The 22478-nt window shown below is 66.9% G+C and carries 19 protein-coding genes; 8 read left to right on the top strand and 11 right to left on the bottom strand.

Annotated features, from left to right (window positions below):
- Positions 1-13: 13 nt before the first annotated feature.
- Positions 14-1009, bottom strand: a complete 996-nt coding sequence (gene bioB, locus CEX87_RS08245; protein WP_064395548.1) for a biotin synthase BioB — start codon at positions 1007-1009, stop codon at positions 14-16.
- 47 nt (positions 1010-1056) lie between these two features.
- Between bioB and CEX87_RS08240 the strand changes: the two genes are divergently transcribed.
- Positions 1057-1635 carry a TetR/AcrR family transcriptional regulator C-terminal domain-containing protein gene (locus CEX87_RS08240; protein ID WP_064419796.1) on the top strand — a complete coding sequence of 193 codons (579 nt, stop codon included), beginning with the start codon at positions 1057-1059 and terminating at the stop codon, positions 1633-1635.
- Here CEX87_RS08240 and CEX87_RS08235 read toward each other — a convergent pair.
- Entirely contained in the window at positions 1632-2462 is an 831-nt protein-coding gene (locus CEX87_RS08235; protein ID WP_066808977.1) for a hypothetical protein, read from the bottom strand. The two genes, CEX87_RS08240 and CEX87_RS08235, sit on opposite strands and share 4 nt — an antisense overlap.
- Positions 2463-2485: 23 nt before the next feature.
- On the opposite strand from CEX87_RS08235, the gene CEX87_RS08230 reads away from it, so the two are divergent.
- A complete protein-coding gene (locus CEX87_RS08230) occupies positions 2486-2821 on the top strand; it encodes an MmcQ/YjbR family DNA-binding protein (RefSeq protein WP_064419798.1) in 336 nt (111 codons plus the stop codon).
- Here the strand turns inward: CEX87_RS08230 and CEX87_RS08225 are convergent.
- The 4 genes from CEX87_RS08225 to CEX87_RS08210 form a co-directional block, all read right to left on the bottom strand.
- Positions 2814-3335, bottom strand: coding sequence for a 2'-5' RNA ligase family protein (locus tag CEX87_RS08225; protein ID WP_094286671.1), 522 nt, complete (start codon positions 3333-3335; stop codon positions 2814-2816). The genes CEX87_RS08230 and CEX87_RS08225 overlap by 8 nt on opposite strands.
- A gap of 2 nt (positions 3336-3337) precedes the next feature.
- Positions 3338-4003 (bottom strand): dethiobiotin synthase, encoded by a 666-nt coding sequence (gene bioD / locus CEX87_RS08220; protein WP_094286670.1) that lies wholly within the window; start codon positions 4001-4003, stop codon positions 3338-3340.
- Entirely contained in the window at positions 4000-5148 is a 1149-nt protein-coding gene (locus CEX87_RS08215) for an 8-amino-7-oxononanoate synthase (protein WP_064426671.1), read from the bottom strand. Before CEX87_RS08215 ends, bioD begins: the two co-directional genes overlap by 4 nt.
- 120 nt (positions 5149-5268) lie before the next feature.
- Positions 5269-6555 (bottom strand): adenosylmethionine--8-amino-7-oxononanoate transaminase, encoded by a 1287-nt coding sequence (locus CEX87_RS08210; protein WP_198957180.1) that lies wholly within the window; start codon positions 6553-6555, stop codon positions 5269-5271.
- 32 nt (positions 6556-6587) lie between these two features.
- On the opposite strand from CEX87_RS08210, the gene CEX87_RS08205 reads away from it, so the two are divergent.
- The 4 genes from CEX87_RS08205 to treZ are packed head-to-tail and all read left to right on the top strand — an operon-like array spanning position 6588 to position 14965.
- Positions 6588-8765 (top strand): acyltransferase family protein, encoded by a 2178-nt coding sequence (locus CEX87_RS08205; RefSeq protein ID WP_198957179.1) that lies wholly within the window; start codon positions 6588-6590, stop codon positions 8763-8765.
- Entirely contained in the window at positions 8765-10915 is a 2151-nt protein-coding gene (gene glgX, locus CEX87_RS08200) for a glycogen debranching protein GlgX (RefSeq protein WP_094286766.1), read from the top strand. Before CEX87_RS08205 ends, glgX begins: the two co-directional genes overlap by 1 nt.
- Positions 10916-10926: 11 nt before the next feature.
- Positions 10927-13248, top strand: coding sequence for a malto-oligosyltrehalose synthase (gene treY / locus CEX87_RS08195; RefSeq protein ID WP_094286764.1), 2322 nt, complete (start codon positions 10927-10929; stop codon positions 13246-13248).
- Positions 13241-14965: a malto-oligosyltrehalose trehalohydrolase gene (treZ, locus tag CEX87_RS08190; RefSeq protein WP_064419804.1), complete on the top strand. Its 1725-nt coding sequence runs from the start codon at positions 13241-13243 to the stop codon at positions 14963-14965. The genes treY and treZ overlap by 8 nt, the downstream gene beginning before the upstream one ends.
- Before the next feature lie 18 nt (positions 14966-14983).
- Here treZ and ilvA read toward each other — a convergent pair whose 3' ends face one another.
- Both ilvA and CEX87_RS08180 read right to left on the bottom strand, forming a co-directional pair.
- Entirely contained in the window at positions 14984-16264 is a 1281-nt protein-coding gene (ilvA, locus tag CEX87_RS08185) for a threonine ammonia-lyase IlvA (RefSeq protein ID WP_094286668.1), read from the bottom strand.
- A gap of 29 nt (positions 16265-16293) precedes the next feature.
- Positions 16294-16731, bottom strand: a complete 438-nt coding sequence (locus tag CEX87_RS08180) for a nitroreductase family deazaflavin-dependent oxidoreductase (RefSeq protein WP_094286667.1) — start codon at positions 16729-16731, stop codon at positions 16294-16296.
- Between the two features lie 88 nt (positions 16732-16819).
- Between CEX87_RS08180 and CEX87_RS08175 the strand changes: the two genes are divergently transcribed.
- Positions 16820-17050, top strand: a complete 231-nt coding sequence (locus tag CEX87_RS08175) for a hypothetical protein (protein ID WP_094286762.1) — start codon at positions 16820-16822, stop codon at positions 17048-17050.
- On the opposite strand, the gene CEX87_RS08170 is transcribed toward CEX87_RS08175, so the two are convergent.
- Positions 17047-17460, bottom strand: a complete 414-nt coding sequence (locus CEX87_RS08170; RefSeq protein WP_064395535.1) for an SRPBCC family protein — start codon at positions 17458-17460, stop codon at positions 17047-17049. The genes CEX87_RS08175 and CEX87_RS08170 overlap by 4 nt on opposite strands.
- A 30-nt stretch (positions 17461-17490) precedes the next feature.
- On the opposite strand from CEX87_RS08170, the gene CEX87_RS08165 reads away from it, so the two are divergent.
- Positions 17491-18174, top strand: a complete 684-nt coding sequence (locus CEX87_RS08165) for a hypothetical protein (protein ID WP_094286666.1) — start codon at positions 17491-17493, stop codon at positions 18172-18174.
- 3 nt (positions 18175-18177) lie between these two features.
- Here the strand turns inward: CEX87_RS08165 and dnaE are convergent, their stop codons facing one another.
- Together dnaE and CEX87_RS08155 are read right to left on the bottom strand one after the other, a co-directional pair.
- Positions 18178-21723 carry a DNA polymerase III subunit alpha gene (dnaE, locus tag CEX87_RS08160; RefSeq protein ID WP_064395533.1) on the bottom strand — a complete coding sequence of 1182 codons (3546 nt, stop codon included), beginning with the start codon at positions 21721-21723 and terminating at the stop codon, positions 18178-18180.
- An 89-nt stretch (positions 21724-21812) separates the two neighbouring features.
- Positions 21813-22472 (bottom strand): TetR/AcrR family transcriptional regulator, encoded by a 660-nt coding sequence (locus CEX87_RS08155; RefSeq protein WP_158220759.1) that lies wholly within the window; start codon positions 22470-22472, stop codon positions 21813-21815.
- Positions 22473-22478: the final 6 nt, after the last annotated feature.

Here is a 22478-nt window from a genome sequence, read left to right as displayed (position 1 = left end):
CTACCGGCCGGCCTCAGAGGCTGGCATTTAGCGCCTTGATCGGCATCTGCAGATCGTCGAGCAGTTCGAGGTCGGACTCGGCGGGCCGGCCCAGCGTGGTCAGGTAGTTGCCCACGATGACGGCGTTGATCCCGCCGAGGATGCCCTTCTTGGCGCCGAGGTCGCCGAGGGTGATCTCCCGGCCGCCTGCGAAGCGCAGCATGGTGCGGGGCAGCGCAAGGCGGAAAGCCGCCACGGCCCGCAGCGCATCGGCGGCAGGTAGCACGTCGAGGTCGCCGAACGGGGTGCCCGGCCGGGGGTTGAGGAAGTTCAGCGGCACCTCGTGCGGATCGAGTTCAGCCAGGTTGGCGGCGAATTCGGCGCGCTGTTCGAGGGTTTCGCCCATGCCGAGAATGCCGCCACAGCACACCTCCATGCCGGCCTCGCGAACCATCTGCAGCGTGTCCCAGCGCTCTTCCCAGGTGTGCGTGGTGACGACGTTGGTGAAGAACGACCGCGCGGTCTCCAGGTTGTGGTTGTAGCGGTGCACGCCCATCTCGGAGAGCCGCTCGACCTGCTCCTTGGTCAACATGCCCAGCGAGCAGGCGATCTGGATGTCGACCTCGTTGCGGATCGCCTCGATACCCGCGGCGACCTGTGCCAGCAGCCGCTCGTCGGGCCCGCGCACCGCGGCTACGATGCAGAACTCCGTCGCCCCGGTCTTCGCGGTCTGCTTGGCCGCCTCCACGAGGCTCGGCACATCCAGCCATGCGCTGCGGACCGGTGAGGCGAAAAGCCCTGACTGCGAACAGAAGTGGCAGTCCTCGGGGCAGCCGCCAGTCTTGAGGCTGATGATGCCCTCGACCTCCACATCGGGGCCGCACCAGGCCATGCGCACCTCGTGTGCCAACGCGAGCAGGTCGTCGAGGCGATCATCGGGCAATTGCAGCACTTGCAGCGTCTGGTCCTGGTTCAGGCCTTCACCGCGCTCGAGCACCTGCTCACGGGCCACTGCCAGAATGTCGCTCACCAATCCACCTCTCGCCACTTGAACGGTGTTCAGGTTAGGGTACGGCCGTGCAGCTTCACAAACGCGACGTGGTGGCCGCGGCGGCGGCGCTGTTGGACAGCTACGGTCTGGCCGACCTGACCATGCGGCGGCTCGCGCGCGAGCTCGAGGTCTCCCCCGGCGCGCTGTACTGGCACTTCACCAGCAAGCAGGAGCTGCTGGGTGCGGTTGCCGACCGAATCCTCGAGCCCGTCAACGACGCCGCGGGAGGCTGGCGCGACCGGGTGTCGAGTATCTGCGTGGCGCTGCGCGATGCCCTGTTGTCGCATACCGACGGCGCCGAGTTGGTGTCGGCCAGCTTCTCGGCCGGGCAGTCGACCGCGATGGCGCGGATCGTCGACCGGCTCACCGAGGCCGCCTGCGACGCCGGGGTGCCTGTCGGCCATGCGGAGTTGGCCGCCCGCACCGTCGTGTACTACGTGCTGGGTTTCACCGTCGACGAGCAGTCGCGGCTGCAGTGGGACGCCGCCGGCGCCGACCTGCCCGGCGACCAGTCGGTGCTCACCGAGGATGCGTCCGCCCGGTTCCGCTTCGGGGTGGGTCTGCTCATCAGCGGTATCCGCGGCAGACAAGAGCAACCGGCCTAGAAGCCGCGGTAATTCTCGACGTCGTTCATCCACCGAGGATCTCCGGCGTCGATGGATGCGGTGAGGGCCCACATTTGCACCCCCTGGTCGTGCCCACTGACCATCGCGAAGCCGAGCTGGCGGTGTGTTTCGCTGGGCCCGGGCCGAATGATCACCTCGACGATCTTGTTCGGGCGACCCTCGGCCGTCACACCGGCGAATTCACCTTGTTCGTAGAGCGGGCTCTCATGTACGACGACGTTGTCGGCTTTGGGTGCTTCATTACCGCTTCCGACAAGGGATTCCACATCCGGATAAGTGTTGGCCGGATCCATTTTGAGAACCGGGGCGTACACGCACGAGAGCAGATTTTCGCCTTCGTCGGTCGGCGCCGACTTCTCGGCGTAGTCGACCACGGTCAGATAGGTGTTGACGATCGCCTGACCCGTGGCGTTCGCGTCGTCGAGAACCGCAAACGGTACGGGCGCTTTCTGACGGGAGGTGCCGGAGTCGTCGAGCGCGGCGCGCCACTTGTCGCGCCAGGCGTCGGCATGCTCGGAGATGTAGGGCACGCACCGATCGATCCGGTCGGAGTAACTCAACTTCATGAACTCCGAATGGGCCGACTCGATCGTGGTCGGAGGCGGACTGGGCTGGTAGAAGAAATTCATGATCAGCGAGGTGCCACCGACGATGGCGCCGATGATCGCGATCGCCGTCGTCGTCCACCAATGCTGCCGTCCCGGACTCCAGCCCGACATCCCGGCATCCTGCTCCGATTGCTTGGCCACCGAGGCGTAAGTTACCGGACCGATCGTCGCGAAATGGCAGATCAGCAGCGATCTCATAGCGCTCGACTAGCGTTGCGTACGTGATCACCGTCGACGATGTGCGACGTATCACCGCGACCTTGCCGCGGTCGTACGAGGCCGTGGTCCGCGACAGCATCAGGTTCCGGGTGGGGCGCCTCGTCTACGTCGCGTTTTCGCGCGACGAGACGGTGATGGGCGTCGCCTTTCCCAAGGAGGAGCGGGCCGCGATGGTGGCCGCCGAGCCCGAGAAGTTCGCGCTGCCGCGCAAGTCGGAGATGCGGTTCAACTGGATACTGGTCAAGCTCGACGCGATCGACCACGGTGAACTACGCGAACTGGTGATCGACGGTTGGCGGATGTGTGTGCCGAAAAGCGTTGGCGCAACGGTCAGTTGATCGGATACTCGATCCGCTTGTCACCGTCCCAGTGACGCAGCCCGGTCAGCGTGCCCCGCAGGTCGCGCCCCACCGACTTGATCGTCAGCGCGGCGGGCAGCTTGTCGGGTGCGACGCGACGCGCCAACGTCACATGCGGTGTCCACTGCCCCGGATCCGCATGGCCCAGTACGCCGTTGGGCATGTGCGGCAGGCACAGCGCATGCACTCGGCGATGCAACGCCAGCAGTTCTTCGGAGGGCACCACCAGCCGCACCAGCGTGAAGACACGACCGCCGAACAGCATCGGCGCCCCGATGGTGCAGTCCAGCGGCAGTCGCTTCAGCACCGGACGTAGCGCGGTGTTGGCCACCTCGTCGAGGCTCTCGGCGACGGTCACCGTGACATGTGGCCGATTGCTCGGCGACGTGTTGTTCGCCTGACTGCGGATCCCGGCGCGTGTCAGGTCATCCCAGACACCGCGGATCTTCGCGTCCGTGTCCGGGTCGAAGACCAGCTCGACCGAATGCACCATGTCTAGACCAAACTCTTGACCCACGCGGAATCGAAGGTATCGGCGCTCATGCGCTCGAACTGCGACGCGGTCAGCGCGCCGGAACCCGCAGGCAGGATCCCCCGCACGGGAGCCAGTTCTGTCAGCGCGGCGCGGTTGCCCTGCTCGGCGACCCCCGGCGACGTCGGCCACGCGCCGATCACCAGGCCGGCACACGGAACACCCTCGTGTGCAAGCGCTTCCAGTGTCAGCGCGGTGTGGTTGAGCGTGCCGAGCCCGGCCCCGACGACCACCAATACCGGTGCACCCAGGTCGGCCGCGAGGTCGCGCAGCGTGGTCCCCGCTCCGATCTCGACAAGCAGCCCGCCGGCCCCCTCCACCAGCGTCAGCGACGCGGCCGCGGCCCGCACCGACTCGACCAGTTCGGGGCGGGTCGGCAGCGTCATACCCGCTCGGCGCGCGGCAGCGGCGGGCGCGAGCGGTTCCGGGTATCGCCATCCGCCATGCAGCCGGGTCACACCCGAGAGCCGCCCGACGTCGGCGAGGTCGTCGTCGTGGGGGCTGCCGGTCTGTACGGGTTTGCACACCGCGACGTCGATGCCCGCGAACCGAGCCTGGCATGCCAGAGCTGCGGTGGCGATCGTCTTTCCGACGCCGGTGTCGGTGCCCGTGACGAGGAGCGTGCTCACCGGCGCGCGGTCGCCAGCACATCGGCGAGCACCTCGGCCGCCAACCGCATCTCGTCGTCGGTCAGCGACGCCCGCGCGGTCAGTCGCAGCCGCGACGTGCCTGCCGGCACCGTCGGCGGCCGGAAGCACCCCACGCGCACACCGTGGTCCAGGCATGCCACCGCGGCGCCGAAGGCTACGTCTGCGTCGCCGAGAACCACTGATACGACAGCCGATTCGGGAAGGTCCGACACCGAGCAGATCGACGCGAGCTCCGCGGCGCGGTCGATCACGGCCCGTGCGCGCCACGGCTCGGCGACCAGGATGTCGAGCGCAGCCCACGCCGCACCGACGGCGGCCGGCGCCAGCCCGGTGTCGAAGATGAACGGCCGCGCCGCGTCGATCAGGTGGTCACGCACAGCCGTCGGACCCAGCACCACACCGCCTTGGCTGCCCAGCGCCTTGGACAGCGTCGTCGTCATCACGATGTCGGGCGCACCGGCCAGGCCGACTTCGTGCAACAGGCCGCGTCCGCCCGTGCCGCGGACGCCGAGACCGTGCGCCTCGTCAACGATCAACAGTGCGCCGTGGCGACGGCAGACGTCGTGCAGGGCGCGCAACGGTGCGAGGTCCCCGTCCGCGGAGAAGACGGAATCCGTCAGTACCACCGCGCGCTCCTCGCGGCGCGCCGCCACCGCCGCCTCCACCGCGGCGACGTCGCGGTGTGGCGTGACGACGACCCGCGCCCGCGACAACCGGCACGCGTCGACCAACGAGGCGTGTGTCAACGCGTCGGACACCAGCAGCGACCCCGCACCCGACAATGCGACGACCGCGCCGAGGTTGGCGGTGTAGCCCGACGAGAACACCAGCGCAGCCTCGGCACCGACGAATCCGGCCAGCGCCTTTTCGAAACCTTCGTGCAGTTCGGTGTTTCCGGTGACAAGGCGCGATCCGGTGGAACCCGCGCCCCAGGTCCGCAATGCGGCCACCCCGCCGTCGATCACCGCGGGATGCTGCGACAGGCCCAGATAGTCGTTGGAGGCCAGGTCGAGCTCGGTGCTGACGGGTGGCCGCGCACGCAGGGATCGCCGCAGCCCCGCGGCGCGCCGCTGCCTTTCGACATCGTCGAGCCACGCCAGCGGTGAGAGACCTGCGCGCGTCACCGTGCTCCTCGCATAGGACTTGAACAGCGTTCAGGTTAGGGCACCCGCGTGTGGCTCCACAAATGCGGGTCCTGCGCTGATGCCTTTAACGGGTTACCTGCACTCACCGGGTGCGTGCGATCAACCGCTTAGCGCCCGGGCAACCGCAACCATCCCCGCGGTGATCTGCCCGATCTCCTCGGACGTGCAGATGTAGGGCGGCATCGCATAGATGAGGTTGCGGAACGGGCGCAGCCACAAGCCGTGCTCCAGCGCCGCGGGCGTCGCCACCGTCAGGTCGACGGGACAGTCCATCTCGATGACGCCGATCGCGCCGAGCACCCGCACATCGGCCACAGCGGGCAGCGATGACGCGGGCGCCAGCCCCGAGCGCAGTCCCGCCTCGATCTCGCTGACCCGTGTGCGCCAGTCCTGGTCGAGTAGCAGCTCGACCGCGGCGACCGCGACCGCGCATGCCAGCGCGTTGGCCATGAACGTGGGCCCGTGCATTAGGGCGCCCGGCTCGTTGGAGCTGATCGTGTGGGCGACCTCCCGTGTGCAGAGCGTCGCCGCCAGTGTGATGTAGCCGCCGGTGAGGGCCTTGCCGACGCACATGATGTCGGGGCTCACGCCCGCATGGTCGGCCGCGAACAGTTCACCGGTGCGGCCGAAGCCGGTCGCGATCTCGTCGAAGATCAGCAGCACCTCGTGCCGGGAGCAGATGTCGCGCAGCTCGGCGAGGTAGCGGGGGTCGTGGAATCGCATCCCGCCCGCGCCCTGCACGACGGGTTCGACGATCACCGCGGCCAATTCGTCGGCGTGTTCGACCAACTGCTTCTCGAACGCCTGGACGTAGCCGGCGTCGTAATCGCGCGGCACCGCCGGTGCGAACTCCTGGGCGACCAACACGTCCGTCCACAGCTGGTGCATCCCGCCGTCCGGGTCGCACACGCTCATCGGGGTGAAGGTGTCGCCGTGGTACCCGCCGCGCCACGTCATCAGGCGATGCTTGGAACCTCTACCCCGGCTGCGCCAGTACTGCAGCGCCATCTTCACGGCCACCTCGACCGACACCGACCCCGAGTCGCTGAAGAACACGGTGTCCAGGCCGTCGGGAGTGATTTCCACCAGTAACTGCGCGAGCCGTGCGGCCGGTTCGTGCGTGAGCCCGCCGAACATGACGTGATTCATGGTGGCGAGTTGCTCGGTGATCGCCGCATCGAGCACCGGATGACCATGGCCGTGGATCGCGGTCCACCACGACGCCATCGCGTCGAGAACCCGCACCTCGCGCCCGTCGTGATGGAGGCTGAGCCAAGCGCCGCGCGCACCGACCGCGACAACGGGAGCCAAGGCTTCCGCGCCGATCGTGCTGTAGGGATGCCAGACGTGGGCGGCGTCGATCGCACCGATCTCGGCGGGCGTCATGGCTGGCACCTTCGGTAGATTATCGGTCGACCATGATGACCCTCGCCCCTCCCCGGTCGGCGCCCGTCAGCTATCCGGGACGTCCGTTGCGCGCCGCGAAAGCCTCGACCGGCAGCCGCTCCTCAGCGGCCTACCGGCATGACCTCGACGGTTTGCGCGGTATCGCGATCGCGCTCGTCGCGGTGTTCCACGTGTGGTTCGGCCGGGTGTCCGGCGGTGTGGACGTGTTTCTGGCGCTGTCCGGCTTCTTCTTCGGCGGCCGGTTGCTGCGCTCGGCGATGACCCCGGGCGTGTCGCTGCGGCCGCGTGCGGAGGTGACACGGCTGATCCGGCGGCTGCTGCCCGCCCTGGTCGTCGTGCTCGCGGCGTCGGCCGTGCTGACCGTCCTGATCCAGCCGCAGACGCGCTGGGAGACCTTCGCCGACCAGAGCCTGGCGAGCCTCGGCTACTTCCAGAACTGGGAACTGGCCAACTCCGCGTCGAACTACCTGCGCGCGGGTGAGGCGGTCAGCCCGCTGCAGCACATCTGGTCGATGTCGGTGCAGGGCCAGTTCTATATCGCATTCCTGGCCATAATCTTCCTGTCCGCCTTGCTGTTTCGCCGGGTCTTCGGCCGATACACCCGGGTGGCGTTCGTCGTGCTGCTCAGCGCGCTGACCATCGCGTCGTTCGTCTACGCCGTCCACGCCCACAACGCCGACCAAGCCACCGCGTACTACAACAGCTTCGCCAGGGCGTGGGAGCTGCTGCTCGGTGCGCTGGTCGGTGCGCTCGTGACACATCTGCGGATGCCGATGTGGCTGCGGACGACGGCCGCGGTGGTGGCGCTGGCGGCGATCCTGTCGTGCGGCGCACTGATCGACGGCGTCAAGGAGTTCCCCGGGCCGTGGGCGCTGGTCCCCGTCGGCGCCACCGTCCTGTTCATCCTGTCCGCGGCGAACCGGGTCGCCGACCCGCACACCGCAGGACGGATGCCGCTGCCCAACCGGCTGCTGGCCACGGCGCCCTTCGTATCGCTGGGCGCGATGGCGTACTCGCTGTATCTCTGGCACTGGCCGCTGCTGATCTTCTGGCTGTCCTACACCGGGCACAGTCGCGCCACCTTCCTCGAAGGGGCGGTGGTTCTGCTGTTGTCCGGGGTGCTGGCGTGGCTGACCACCAAGTACGTCGAGAACCCGCTGCGCTACCGAAGTTCCTCGGCCCAGCGCACCGCCGTGCCAAAGAAGGCCCGCCGGCGCAGGCCCCCGGTGGTGCTGGGGTCCGTGGTCGCCGTGCTCGGTGTGGCGTTGACCGTCACCTCGTTCACCTGGCGTGAGCATGTGCTCGTCCAACGCACCAACGGCGCTGAGCTCGTGTCGCTTTCGACACAGGACTACCCCGGCGCCGCTGCTCTGCTGAGCAATGCCAGGGTGCCGAAGCTGCCGATGCGCCCGAGCGTGCTGGAGGCCAAGAACGACTTGCCGGAGACCACTGAGGACGGGTGCATCAGCGACTTCGAGACCGTCGACGTGATCAATTGCGCCTACGGTGACAAGAACGCCAAGCGCACCATCGCGCTTGCCGGCGGATCCCATGCCGAACACTGGATCACCGCGCTCGACCTGCTCGGCAAACGGCACCACTTCAAGGTGGTCACCTACCTGAAGATGGGCTGCCCGCTGACCACCGAGCAGGTGCCGCTGGTGATGGGCGACAACCGCCCGTACCCGAAGTGCCACGAGTGGAACAAGCGGGTGATGGCCCAGATCGTGGCCGACCGGCCCGACTACGTCTTCACCACCTCCACGCGGCCATGGAACATCAGGGCCGGCGATGTGATGCCCTCGACGTATGTCGGCATCTGGCAAGAATTGTCCGCCAACAAGATCCCGATCTTGGCCATGCGGGACACGCCGTGGTTGGTCCGGAACGGTGAACCGTTCTTCGCCGCTGACTGCCTCGCCGACGGCGGTGACGCTATCTCCTGTGGAACACGGCGATCCGACGTACTCTCGGAGCGCAACCCGACACTCGATTTCGTCAAGCGGTTCCCGCTGATGAAGCCGCTCGACATGAGTGATGCGGTGTGCCGCAAGGACATTTGCCGAGCTGTGGAGGGGAACGTGTTGCTCTACCACGACGCTCATCACATCTCGAAGACGTATATGCGCACGATGGCGCCCGAACTCGGGCGTCAGATCGCCGCCGCCACCGGTTGGTGGGTTGGCTGATGCCTTCCGGCGAACCGGCGGCGGTACCCACCGTCTGGCCGGGGGTGGCCTATCCCCTCGGGGCAACCTACGACGGCGCGGGCACCAACTTCTCGGTGTTCTCCGAGGTGGCCGATCGAGTCGAACTCTGCCTGATCGGCAAGGACGGCGGCGAGGAGCGCATCAACCTCGAGGAGGTCGACGGCTACGTCTGGCACTGCTACCTGCCGACGGTCACCCCGGGACAGCGCTACGGCTTTCGCGTGCACGGCCCGTGGGACCCCGCGGCCGGCCACCGGTGCGACCCGAGCAAGCTGCTGCTCGACCCGTACGGCAAGTCGTTCCACGGTGACTTCGAGTTCTCCCAGGCGCTGTTCTCCTACGACTTGAACGCCGAGGATCTCGCCTCGGGCGGTACCCCACCCCGCATCGACTCCCTCGGGCACACCATGACCAGCGTCGTGATCAACCCGTACTTCGACTGGGTTTCCGACCGCGCACCGCGCACGCCCTACCACGAGACGGTGATCTACGAGGCCCACGTCAAGGGCATGACGCAGCGACATCCTGGCATCCCCGACGGGCTCCGGGGCACCTACGCCGGCCTGCACCACCCGGTGATCATCGACCACCTCAAGTCGCTGAACGTGACCGCCATCGAGTTGATGCCGGTGCACCAGTTCCTCCACGACCACCGGCTCATCGACCTCGGGCTGCGAAACTACTGGGGCTACAACACTTTCGGGTTCTTCGCACCACATCACGAGTACGCGGCCAACAAACACGCCGGCGGCGCGGTCGCCGAGTTCAAGACCATGGTGCGCGCGTTCCACGAGGCCGGGATCGAGGTCATCCTCGACGTGGTCTACAACCACACCGCCGAGGGCAACCACCTCGGTCCGACACTGAACTTCCGGGGCATCGACAACGCCGCCTACTACCGGCTACTCGACGGCGATCTGCGCCTGTACAAGGACTTCACCGGCACCGGCAACAGCCTCAACGCCCGCCATCCCCACACCCTCCAGCTGATCATGGACTCGCTGCGCTACTGGGTGATGGAGATGCACGTCGACGGGTTCCGCTTCGACCTGGCCGCCACCCTGGCCCGAGAGTTCTACGACGTCGACCGGTTGAGCGCGTTTTTCGACCTGGTGCAACAGGATCCGGTGGTCAGTCAGGTCAAGCTGATCGCCGAACCGTGGGACGTCGGCGAAGGCGGCTATCAGGTCGGCAACTTCCCAGGTTTGTGGACCGAGTGGAACGGGAAGTATCGCGACACTGTGCGTGATTACTGGCGGGGCGAGTCCGCAACCCTCGGCGAGTTCGCATCGCGGCTGACCGGTTCGTCCGACCTCTACGAGGCGACCGGCCGGCGCCCTAGTGCGAGCATCAACTTCGTCACCTGCCACGACGGCTTCACCTTGAACGACCTGGTGTCCTACAACGAGAAACACAACGAGGCCAACGGCGAGGACAACCGCGACGGCGAGAGCCACAACCGGTCGTGGAACTGCGGTGTCGAGGGTCCGACCGACGATCCGGACATTCTGGCGCTACGCGGTAAGCAGATGCGCAACATCATGGGCACGTTGATGGTTTCGCAGGGCACGCCGATGATCTCGCACGGCGACGAGATCGGCCGCACCCAGCGGGGGAACAACAACGTCTACTGCCAGGATTCCGAGCTCTCCTGGATGGACTGGTCGTTGTGCGAGAAGAACGCCGACCTGCTCGAGTTCACCCGTAAGGTCACCCAGCTGCGCAAGGACCACCCGGTGTTCCGCAGGCGCAGGTTCTTTGAGGGCAAGCCGATTCGCAGCGGCGATCAGGTGCGCGACATCGCGTGGTTGACCCCCGCCGGTGAGGAGATGACCCTCGAGGACTGGGGCACCGGGTTGGGCAAATGTGTTGCGGTGTTCCTCAACGGTGACGCCATCTCGGCGCCGAACGAACGCGGAGAGCGAGTCGTCGACGACTCGTTCCTGTTGTGTTTCAACGCCCATGACCGTCCACAGCACTTCGTCACCCCCTCGGGTTACTACGCGAAGGAGTGGACCGCGGCGCTCGACACCGCAGACGCCACCGGGTCCACCGAGCTGGTGGCCAAGGCCGGGGAGAAGATCTTGCTGCCTGCGCGCTCCCTGCTGGTGATGCGTAAGACGGCCTGATGGCGCGACACATGCCCGTCCGATCCACGTACCGTCTCCAAATGCGCGGCGACACTTTCACTTTCGCCGATGCCGAGAACCTGCTCGACTATTACGCGGCGCTCGGCGTTTCCCACCTGTACCTGTCGCCCATCCTGACCGCGGCCGAAGGCTCCACCCACGGTTACGACGTCACCGATCCCACCACGGTGTCCGCCGAACTCGGTGGACCCGAGGGGTTCGCGCGCCTGTCGCGCGCGGCCCGCGACAAGGGCATCGGCTTGATCGTTGATATCGTGCCCAATCACGTCGGTGTGGAGAAACCGCGGCATAACGCGTGGTGGTGGGATGTGCTCAAGCACGGGCGCGAGTCGGCCTACGCGTCCTATTTCGACATCGACTGGGACCTCGACGGCGGGCGCGTCGTAGTGCCGGTGCTCGGATCCAACGACGACGCCGACAATCTCGAGGTCGACGCCAGCGGCGCTGAGCCCGTGCTACGCCTCGGCGACCTCGTGTACCCGATCGCACCCGGCACCGAGGACGGGACCGGTCCGCAGGTGCACGATCGGCAGCACTATCACCTGATCGGCTGGAAGGCCGGGGCGAGCGAAGCGACGGGCGAAATGTCCGGTATCTGCGGCTATCGCCGGTTCTTCTCGATCACCTCGCTGGCCGGATTGCGCCAAGAGGACCGCGCCGTTTTCGATGCCACCCACGCCGAGGTGAAACGGTGGTTCGACGAGGAATTGGTCGACGGCATCCGCATCGACCACCCGGACGGGCTGTCGGATCCGGCCGGCTATTTGACCTGGCTGCGCGAACTCACCGGACCCGATGCCTGGATCGTGATCGAGAAGATCCTGGCCGCCGACGAGCCGCTGGAACCGACGCTGCCGGTCGCCGGCACCACCGGTTATGACGCGATGCGAGAAATCGGCGGCGTCTTCATCGACCCGTCGGGCGAGGACCCGCTGACCGACCTGTTCGACTCCACCGGGTTGGCCTACAGCTCGATGCCGGATCTGGCGCGCACGCTCAAGGCGAATGCCGTCACGGTCACCCTGGGCAGCGAGCTGGCCCGGTTGCGCCGCACCATCGTCGGCGCCATCGGTACCGACCATGACGACCTGCCCGCGGCGATCGCGGCTCTGCTCAGCCGCATCGACGTCTACCGCTGCGACTACCGCTCGCTGTCGGGTGTCCTGCCCAGCGCGCTGGCCGAAACAGCCAGTGCAGAGCCTGAATTGGCCGAGCCCCTGGCCTTGATAACGACCGCGCTGGCGGTCAACAACGAGGCCGAGGTCCGGTTGCAGCAACTGTGCGGTGCGGCGACGGCGAAGTCAATGGAGGACTGCCTGTTCTATCGCGACGCGCGGCTGGTCTCCCTCAACGAGGTCGGTTCCGAACCGCACCATTTCGGGGTCAGCGTCGCCGAATTCCACCAGCGGGCTGCGGTGCGCGCGCGGATGTGGCCTGATGCGATGGTCGCGACGACCACCCACGACACCAAACGCGGTGAGGACGTGCGCGCGCGCATCGGGGTGCTGTCGCAGGTTCCGTCGCTGTGGGCGCAGTATGTCACCGCGTGGGAGCAACGCACTCCATCCCCCGACCGCGCCACCGGATTCTTTCTGTTGCAGAACGTGTTCGGGGTCTGGCCTGCGGACGGAACGGTCACCGAGGAGCTGCGCGAGCGACTGCACGCCTACGCGGAGAAGGCCATCCGCGAAGCCGCGGTGCACACCACCTGGAACGATCCGGACGAAGGTTTCGAAACCCGGCTTCACACCTGGATCGACGCCGTGATCGACGGCCCGGTGGCCACCGAGTTGACCGGTTTGGTCGCGCGGCTCGACCTGCATGCCCGCAGCGACGCGCTGGGCCAGAAACTGTTGGCGCTCACCGTGCCCGGGGTCCCCGACGTCTACCAGGGCACCGAACTGTGGGAGGACAGCCTGGTCGACCCGGACAACCGCAGACCCGTCGACTACGCGGCTCGCCGCAAGGCGTTGGAGGCGATGCGCCATCCGAAGCTGCGGGTGGTCACCTCCGCGCTGGCGGTCCGGCGGGAGCGGCCCACGACGTTTTCGACGGGCGGTTACACCCCCGTGCTGGCCGACGGGCCGGCGGCGCAACACCTCGTGGCGTTCCAGCGCGGTGACGACGTGCTGACCGCCGTCACCCGGCACTCCGTGCGGCTCTCCGAAACCGGCTGGGGAGAAACAGGTCTCACCCTGCCCGCAGGCACCTGGGCGGACCGCATCGGCGGGCGCCGGCACACCGGGCGGGTGCTGGCCGCCGAACTCTTCACCGAACTGCCGGTCGTACTGTTGGAGCGGGTCGATGGCTGAATTCAGCGTGTGGGCGCCGCGACCGCACCGGGTCAAGCTCGACGTCGACGGTGAACTGTACGACATGACCCGCTCCGACGACGGGTGGTGGCGCGCCGACGTCGAGGCCCGTCCCGACGCGCGCTACGGTTTCGTCCTCGACGACGACCCCAAGGTGCTCCCCGACCCCCGCTCCCCCCGTCAGCCCGACGGTGTGCACGAGAGGTCGCAGCTGTGGCAACCGGATCCGTCGGCATGGACGGACGGCGACTGGTCCGGGCGCTCGATCGAGGGTGCGGTGATCTACGAATTGCACGTCGGAACCTTCACTTTCGAAGGCACTTTCGACGCGGTGATCGAGAAGCTGGACTACCTCGTCGACCTCGGCGTCGACCTCATTGAGCTGATGCCGGTCAACGCCTTCGGTGGCACCCACGGGTGGGGTTACGACGGTGTGCTGTGGTACGCCGTCCACGAACCCTACGGCGGGCCCGACGCGCTGGTACGCCTGATCAACGCCTGCCACGAACGCGGACTCGGGGTGCTGATCGACGCCGTGTTCAACCACCTGGGCCCCTCGGGTAACTACCTGCCCATGTTCGGTCCGTACCTGTCGACGGGCAGCAATCCGTGGGGCGAGTCGATCAACATCGCCGACGCCGACGCCGACGAGGTGCGGCGCTACATCATCGACTGTGCCCTGCGTTGGATGCGCGACTTCCACGCCGACGGGCTGCGTCTGGACGCCGTGCACGCCCTCGTCGACACGACGGCGATCCACATCCTCGAGGAGCTATCCGCCGAAACCGATGCGCTGGCAGCAGAGTTGGGCCGGCCACTGTCGTTGATCGCCGAGAGCGACCTCAACGATCCGCGGCTCATCACCGCACGCGAGCAGGGCGGCTTGGGGATGACCGCGCAGTGGGACGACGACATCCACCACGCGATCCACTCCGCAGTGTCCGGCGAACAGCAGGGCTACTACAACGATTTCGGAACCGTCGAGGCGCTGGCCACCACGTTGAAGAACGGTTACTACCACGCCGGCACGTACTCGTCGTTTCGGCACCGCAGGCACGGGCGCCCGTTGGACACCGCCACGATTCCGGGCACCCGCCTACTGGCGTATACATTGACCCACGATCAGGTGGGCAACCGCGCCGTCGGAGACCGGCCGTCGCAGAACCTGACGTTCGGTCAACTCGCCGTCAAAGCCGCCTTAGCGCTCGGAAGCCCGTATACGGCCATGCTTTTCATGGGCGAGGAATGGGGGTCGTCGTCGCCGTTCCAGTTCTTCAGCTCGCATCCGGAGCCCGAACTGGCGCGGGCCACGGCCGAGGGCCGCAAGCGCGAGTTCGCCGAACATGGCTGGGACGCCGACGAGATCCCCGATCCGCAAGACCCCGAGACATTCGAGCGCTCGAAGCTGAACTGGGATGAGATCGACGAGGGCGACCACGGCCGACTGCGGCGGGTATACCGCGAGCTGATCGCGTTGCGGCACAACGAGCCCGATATGGCCGACCCGTGGCTGGACAACCTCGGGATCGACTACGACGAAGACCGGGGCTGGATCGTGATGCACCGCGGGTCGCTGTCGATCGCATGCAATCTGGGCACCGACGCGGTCGACGTCCCGGTCACCGGCGAGGTGGTGCTGGCTTGGGGCGAGCCGGAGGTCGCCGAGGACACCACCCGCATCGAGGGGCATTCCTTTGCCGTTATCCGCCGAACGTGAAGTCGTGCGCCGATTGCCTCAGAGCAGGTAGCGGTACGCCGGTGAGTCCGGTTCGAGCGCCTCGACGTGGATGTCCGAGGCGCGCATGCGCTTGAGCAGGCCCTCGAAGTCGGTCGCCGAACCCAACTCGATCCCGACCAGCGCCTCACCGGTCTCGCGGTTGTTGCGCTTGACGTACTCGAACAAGGTGATGTCGTCGTTGGGGCCGAGGATCTGGTCGAGGAACCGGCGCAGCGCGCCCGGTTCCTGCGGGAAGTCGACCAGGAAGTAGTGCTTGAGGCCGAGATGCACCAGCGAACGCTCCAGCACCTCGCCGTAGCGCGACACGTCGTTGTTGCCGCCCGAGATCACGCACACCACAGTCGATCCCGGCTCAATGTCGGCCTCCATCAACGCGGCCACCGACAGCGCTCCCGCCGGCTCGGCGATGATGCCCTCGTTCTGGTACAGGTCGAGCATCGCGGTGCACACGGCGCCCTCGTCGACGGTCGTCATCGATACCATGTCGCCGGCCGCCGCCAGCACCTCGTACGGCAGCGTTCCCGCACGCTTCACCGCCGCACCGTCGACGAACTGGTCCACGTCGTCGATCGTCACCGGCTCACCGGCCGCCAGCGCCGCGATCATCGCGGGCGCCCCCGCCGGCTCGACGCCCAACACGGAGGTGCCGCTGGTTCGTTCGACCAGATAGGTGGTGATGCCGGCGATGCATCCGCCGCCCCCGACCGGGACGACGACGAGGTCGGGTTCGGTGTCGAGCTGATCGATGACCTCGGCGGCGATCGTGCCCTGTCCGGCCATCGTGCGCAGATCGTCGTAAGGCGGCACCAACGTCGCACCCGTGCGGGCGATGTCTTCGGCCGCGGCGGCCGCGGCGTCGTCGTAGGTCCGGCCGCCGACGATCAACTCGATGAACTCGCGGCCGTGGTATCGGATCCGGTCGCGCTTCTGCTTCGGCGTCTTGCCCGGCACGTAGACCCGGCCGCGCACGCCCATCGAGCGGCATGCCATCGCGAAGCCCTGCGCGTGATTGCCCGCCGACGAGCACACCACGCCTGCGGCCAACTCGTCGGGGGACAACTGCATCAGCAGGTTGTGCGCGCCGCGCAACTTGTAGGACCGCACCGGCTGCAGATCCTCGCGCTTCAGATACACCGCAGCGCCGGTGGCATCCGAGAGCCTCTCGCTGAGTTCCAGCGGGCTGCGCAGGACGACGTCCGCAATTCGCTGAGCGGCCTCATCGATATCCGCCGCACGAAGTGGCGACGTCCTCGGGCTTTGCCTCAGTTCAGCGGACACCGGTCAATGGTGCCACCAACCAGCGGTTTTCAAGAAATCGGGGTCAGCACGAACACCGGGATCTGGCGGTCGGTCTTCTTCTGATACTCGGCGTAGTCGGGCCACGCGGACACGGCGCGCTCCCACCAGACGGCCTTCTCCTCGCCGGTGACCTCCCGAGCGTCATATTCCCTGGTCACCGCGCCGTCCTGCAGTTCCACCCGCGGATGGGCCTTGATGTTGTGGTACCAGACCGGATGCTTGGGGGCGCCGCCCAACGAGGCCACCACCGCATACTGGCCGTCGTGTTCCACCCGCATCAGCGGGGTCTTGCGGATCTTGCCCGTCTTCGCGCCGACGGTCGTCAGCAGGATGAGCGGCTTGCCCTTCATGTCCACACCCGCGGTGGTGCCGGATTCGGTGATTCGGTCGGCGTGTTCCCTCACCCAGTCCCACGGGCTGGGCTCATACTCTCCGGAAAGTGGCATCCCATCAGCGTAGACGCACTGAAGATCCGCCGGCCTGATCCGGTGTTTCGGGTGGCCGAAAAATAGGTTACGAGCTATCGTGGGTGTCATGACCACCGCAGGTAACTTCCGCACCGCAGCCGCACGCGTGACGTGCGACGTGTCGGTGGCGGGGGTGCCGTGGCCGGCATACAAGCTGATCGCTCTGGTGCTCGGCGCGCTGGTGGCGCTGGTCGTCGGGATCGCCACCGCGACGACGGCCACCGCGGTGCTGACCGGTGCCGCGGTCGGAACCGTCACATGGCTGGCGTTCAGCGCGCTCTGCTCGCCGCGCGTTTAGTCCTCGATCAGCCTCTTGAGAGTCGCCAGGTCGGCGGCCACCGCTTCGGTGTCGGCATCGAACTCCTCGTCGGTCATCGCCGGCCGTCGGCGCACGCTGAACACCACCTCGCACCGCGGCTCGCCAGCGTCGGTCGGCACACTCCAGGGCTGCACCCGCATCGGGTTGTAGACCGCTTCCCCGGTAGGCAGACGCACGACGTGGTCGAGCACGCCGAGATCGTTGCGCGGCGAGAACTCGACGGTCACCTCGCCCATCGGTGAATCGGCCACCCAACCGCTCGGAGTCTGGCGGAGGCCGCCCTGTGCGAGGCCCGCCGCCCACCGCGGCCACGTCTGCGGGTCCGCGGCGAACTCGTAGACGGCCTCGGGCGGCGCGGCGATCCAGGTGCTGACGTGTCGTGACTCCATCCAACCATCCTGGCGCATCACAATGACGGAATGGAGTCACCGCCGGAACAGCACCGCGCGCCGGCCTGGTTGCGGCGCGGCGATCCGGAGAGCACGATGCCCGTGCTGATCGCGGTGGTGGCGGTCATGGCGTTGCAGCTGGCGATCCCGAAGGACTACACGCTGGTCCCCCGTTGGCCGCTGGTGGTGTTGGAGGGGCTTCTGCTGCTGGCGCTGCTGGCCATCAACCCGCGTGTCATGACCCGGCGCACGCGGTTCGGCCGGTACACCACATGGGTTCTGCTGGCGGCGATCACCCTCGACAACACGCTTTCGGCGGTCGTGCTGGCCGTCGGCATCCTCAGCGGCGACGAAAGCAACGACGCGGCGGTGCTGCTCGGCAGCGGCGCCTCGATCATCGTCACGAACGTGATCGTGTTCGGTATCTGGTACTGGGAGCTGGACCGGGGCGGGCCGTTCGCGCGGCGTGCAGGAGAGCGACCCTATCCCGATTTCCTGTTCCCGCAGATGACGACTCCGCATGTGGCCGAACCGGATTGGCGGCCCACGTTCGTCGACTACCTCTACGTCAGCGTGACCAACGTGATGGCGTTCTCTCCGACCGACACCATGCCCCTCGCCCGGTGGGCCAAGATGATGATGACGGTGCAGGCGATCGTCGCGCTGGGCACCGCCGGGCTCGTCATCGCGCGGGCGGTCAATGTTCTGAACTGACCGTCAGCCGCCCAGGCAGCCCGGCCCGAGCAGAGCCTTGAGGTCGCCCATCAGGGCCGACGACGGTGTGACGCGCAGCGACGTGTCCAGTTCCAGCGTGGTGATCCGCTCCCCGCTGATCAACCGCAGATGCACCTGCGACGTACCGGGGTGGCGGGCCAGCACCTGCTTGAGTGCGGTCACCTTGTCGACGGTGCACTGCCGCGTCGGCAGACTCACCGCAAGCGGGCGATCCAGCTGCGCATTCGAGAAATCCGGCACCACAAGGTCATTGGCGATCAACGAGATCCGATCGTCGCGGATGGCCACCTTCGCGCCGACCAGCACGACGGCGTCGTCGGCGATCTCGGCACCGAACGTCGAGTAGGTCTGTGGGAAGAACAGCACCTCGATGCCGCCGGTCAGATCCTCCAATTGCGCCGAGGCCCACGGCAACCCGTTCTTGTTGACCCTGCGGTTGACCGAGGCAAGAATGCCGCCCACGCGCACCTGGGTGTCGTTGGGGAGGTCGCCGTCGAGGATGGCCGGGATCGCGGTGTCGACCTGGGCGGCCAGCAGGTGGGCGATGCCGTTGAGCGGATGACCCGACACGTAGAGGCCGAGCATCTCGCGTTCCAACGCGAGTTTGTGCTTGTCCTCCCACTCCTCGTCGGGCACCTTGATGGTGAACACCGCGTCGGTGGCCGTGTCGGCGCCGCCGAACAGGTCGAACTGACCCATCGCCTCGGCCTTTTTCGTGCCGAGCACGGAATCGACGGCGTCGGTGTGGATCAGGAACAACCCCTTGCGCGGATGCCCCAGCGAGTCGAACGCGCCGGCCTTGATCAGCGACTCGGTGACCTTCTTGTTGCAGGCATTGATCTCGATCTTGTTCAGGTAATCGGAGAAGTCGATGTACTTCCCCTTTTCGGTGCGCGTGTTGATCAGCGAGGCAACGACATTGGCGCCGACGTTGCGTACCGCCCCCAGGCCGTAGCGGATGTCCTCGCCCACTGAGGCGAAGTTCAGCCCCGACTCGTTGACATCGGGCGGGAGCACCGTGATGCCCAGTTTCCGGCAGTCGGCCAGGTACACCGCGGCCTTGTCCTTGTCGTCGCCGACCGACGTGAGCAGCCCGGCCATGTATTCGGCCGGATAGTTGGCCTTCAGGTAGGCCGTCCAGTACGAGACGAGGCCATAACCGGCGGCGTGCGACTTGTTGAACGCGTAGTCGGCGAACGGCAGCACGGTGTCCCACAGCGCCTTGATGGCGGCCGCGGAGAAGCCGTTGGACTTCATACCCTCGGAGAAGCCCTCGAACTCCTTTTCCAGGACCTCGCGCTTCTTCTTGCCCATGGCCTTTCGGAGAATGTCGGCTCGGGCCAGCGAGTACCCGGCCACCTTCTGCGCGATCCGCATGATCTGCTCTTGGTAGACGATCAGGCCGTAGGTCTCGGCAAGAATCTCGCGCAGCGGCTCTTCGAGTTCGGGGTGGATCGGCTTGATCGCCTGGCGGCCGTTCTTGCGGTCGGCGTAGTCGTTGTGGGCGTTCATGCCCATCGGGCCGGGGCGGTACAGCGCGATCACCGCGACAACGTCCTCGAAGCCGGTCGGCTGCATGCGCCGCAGCAGGTCGCGCATCGGCCCGCCGTCGAGCTGGAACACGCCGAGCGTGTCGCCGCGGCCCAACAGCTCGTAGGTCGCCTTGTCGTCGAGCGAGACGGCTTCGAGGTCGAGCTCGATCCCTCGGTTGGCCCGGATGTTGTCCAGCGCGTCACCGATGATCGTCAGGTTGCGCAGCCCGAGGAAGTCCATCTTCAGCAGGCCGATGGCCTCGCACGACGGGTAGTCCCAGCCCGTGATCACAGCACCGTCTTGCGGGCGTCTCCACAGCGGGATCGCATCGATCAGCGGCTCGGAGCTCATGATCACCGCGCAGGCGTGCACACCGGCATTGCGCACCAGACCCTCGAGTCCGCGCGCGGTCTCGTAGATGGTGCGGACGTCGGGGTCGGTGTCGATCAGGCCTCGGACCTCGGCGGCCTCCTTGTACCGCTCATGGTTGGGGTCGATGATCCCCGACAGCGGGATGTCTTTGGCCATGATCGGCGGAGGCAGCGCCTTGGTGATCCGGTCGGCGATCGCGAAGCCGGGCTGGCCGTAGTGCACACGCGCCGAATCCTTCAGCGCAGCTTTGGTTTTGATGGTGCCGAAGGTGATTACCTGGGCCACGCGGTCGCTGCCCCACTTGTTGGCGGCGTAGCGCAGCATCTCGCCGCGTCGGCGGTCGTCGAAGTCGATGTCGATGTCGGGCATCGACACCCGCTCGGGGTTGAGGAACCGCTCGAACAGCAGCCCGTACGGGATCGGGTCGATGTTGGTGATGCCCAGCGCGTAGGCGACCAGCGACCCGGCGGCCGACCCGCGGCCGGGCCCGACCCGGATATCGACCGACCGCGCGTAGTTGATGAGGTCGGCCACGATCAGGAAGTAGGACGGGTAACCCTTGTCGCAGATGACCTTGATCTCGTAGTCGGCGCGATCGGTGTACTCCTGCGGTACCTCACTGGAGGGGAAGCGACGTTCGAGCCCCGCGCGGACCTCGTGGCGCAGCCACGACTCCTGGGTGTGGCCCTCGGGCACGGGAAAGACCGGCATCCGGTCCCGCACGGTCCACACGTCCTCGTAGGAGGACACCCGCTCGGCGATCAGCAGCGTGGAGTCGCACGCCCCGGGCACCTGGTCGTCCCACAGCGCGCGCATCTCGGCGGCCGTCTTGAGGAAGTAGCCGTCACCGTCGAACTTGAACCGGTTCGGATCCGACAGCGTCTTGCCGGTCTGGATGCAGAGCAGCGCCTCGTGATTCTGGGCGGCGTCGCGGGTGACGTAGTGGCAGTCGTTGGTGGCCAACGGCGGGATGTCGAGCTTGCGCCCGATGTCGAGCAACCCCTCGCGCACCCGGCGTTCGATGTCGAGGCCGTGGTCCATCAACTCGAGGAAGAAGTTGTCGGGTCCGAAGATGTCCCGCCACTTGGCCGCCGCTGCCACGGCCTCGTCATAGTGGCCGAGCCGCAGCCGGGTCTGCACCTCGCCCGACGGACAGCCGGTGGTGGCGATGATGCCCTCGGCGTGTTCGGCGATCAGCTCGGCGTCCATGCGTGACCACTTGCCGAGTTGACCCTCGAACGAGGCGAGCGAGGACAATTTGAACAGGTTGCGCAACCCGGTGGCGTTCTCGGCCACCATCGTCATGTGGGTGTAGGACCCGCTGCCGGATACGTCGTCACCCTTCTGGCCGGGATCGCCCCACAGGATGCGCTTGGTTTCGAAGCGCGAACCCGGGGCGATGTAGGCCTCGACACCGATGATCGGCTTGATCCCGGCGTCGGTGGCGGCGTTGTAGAACTCGCTGGCGCCGAACATGTTTCCGTGATCGGTCATCCCGATCGCGGGCATCTCCAGGCGCTGAGCCTCGGCGAGCATCGGCTTGACCTTCGCGGCACCGTCCAGCATCGAGTACTCGGTGTGGTTATGCAGGTGCACGAACGACCGCGAATCCGAAGGGCTCATAGGAGGGCCAGTCTATGACCGCCTTCCGACAGTTCTCGGCGTGTCGGAAATGCGTGTCTTCGCGCCGCGCGCAGAATTCCGGCTTCTCGCTAAACCGCGAGGCTCGTCGGCGACGGGAGCAATCCCCGGCGTAACATCCGGTTCAGTTGCTTGGCAACTGCAATCGCCGGTTCGGATCCGTGGACGAACCGTCCGAAGAAGCCCATTCCCCAGAACATCGCCGAGAGCATGTTGACCACCGCTCCGGTGTCCACGTCCTCGGGGATCTCGCCGCGGCGGATCGCCTCGTCGACCATCCAGATGTAGAAGTCCGCCACCGCCTCGGCAACTGGTGTGACGCTGCCGCGCAGCCCGGGATGGCGGTGCTGCTCGAGTCGAGACGCGATCACGAACCGCATCATCGAACCATCCGAGAGATCTCGCTCACCGGCCGCGCTGATGAATGCGGTCAGCTGTTCCAACAGCGTATTCTTCTGTTTCGCGGCCGCGATGGATGCCGAGACCGCCGCGTACGCCTCCCGCTGGAGACAGTCGTAGAGGTCTTCCTTGGTGGCGAAGTAATAGTGCATGGTGGGCCGGCTGATCCCCGCGCGCACCGCGATGGCTTTGAACGTCGCCGCCTCGTATCCGCGTTCGTTGATCACCGCCCGCGCGGCCCGCAGAATGTTGGCCCGTGTCTCGGCCGAGTCGGAGCCCACGGGACGCCCCCGCGCCCGCGGGCCGAGAGCCGGCGCAGTCTCGTCAGCCACGAGCAA

Source organism: Mycobacterium lehmannii (assembly GCF_002245535.1).
Taxonomy (GTDB): Bacteria; Actinomycetota; Actinomycetes; order Mycobacteriales; family Mycobacteriaceae; genus Mycobacterium; species Mycobacterium lehmannii.
The sequence above is the reverse complement of the archived record's forward strand: the minus strand, read 5'-3'. Positions and strand labels throughout refer to the sequence as shown.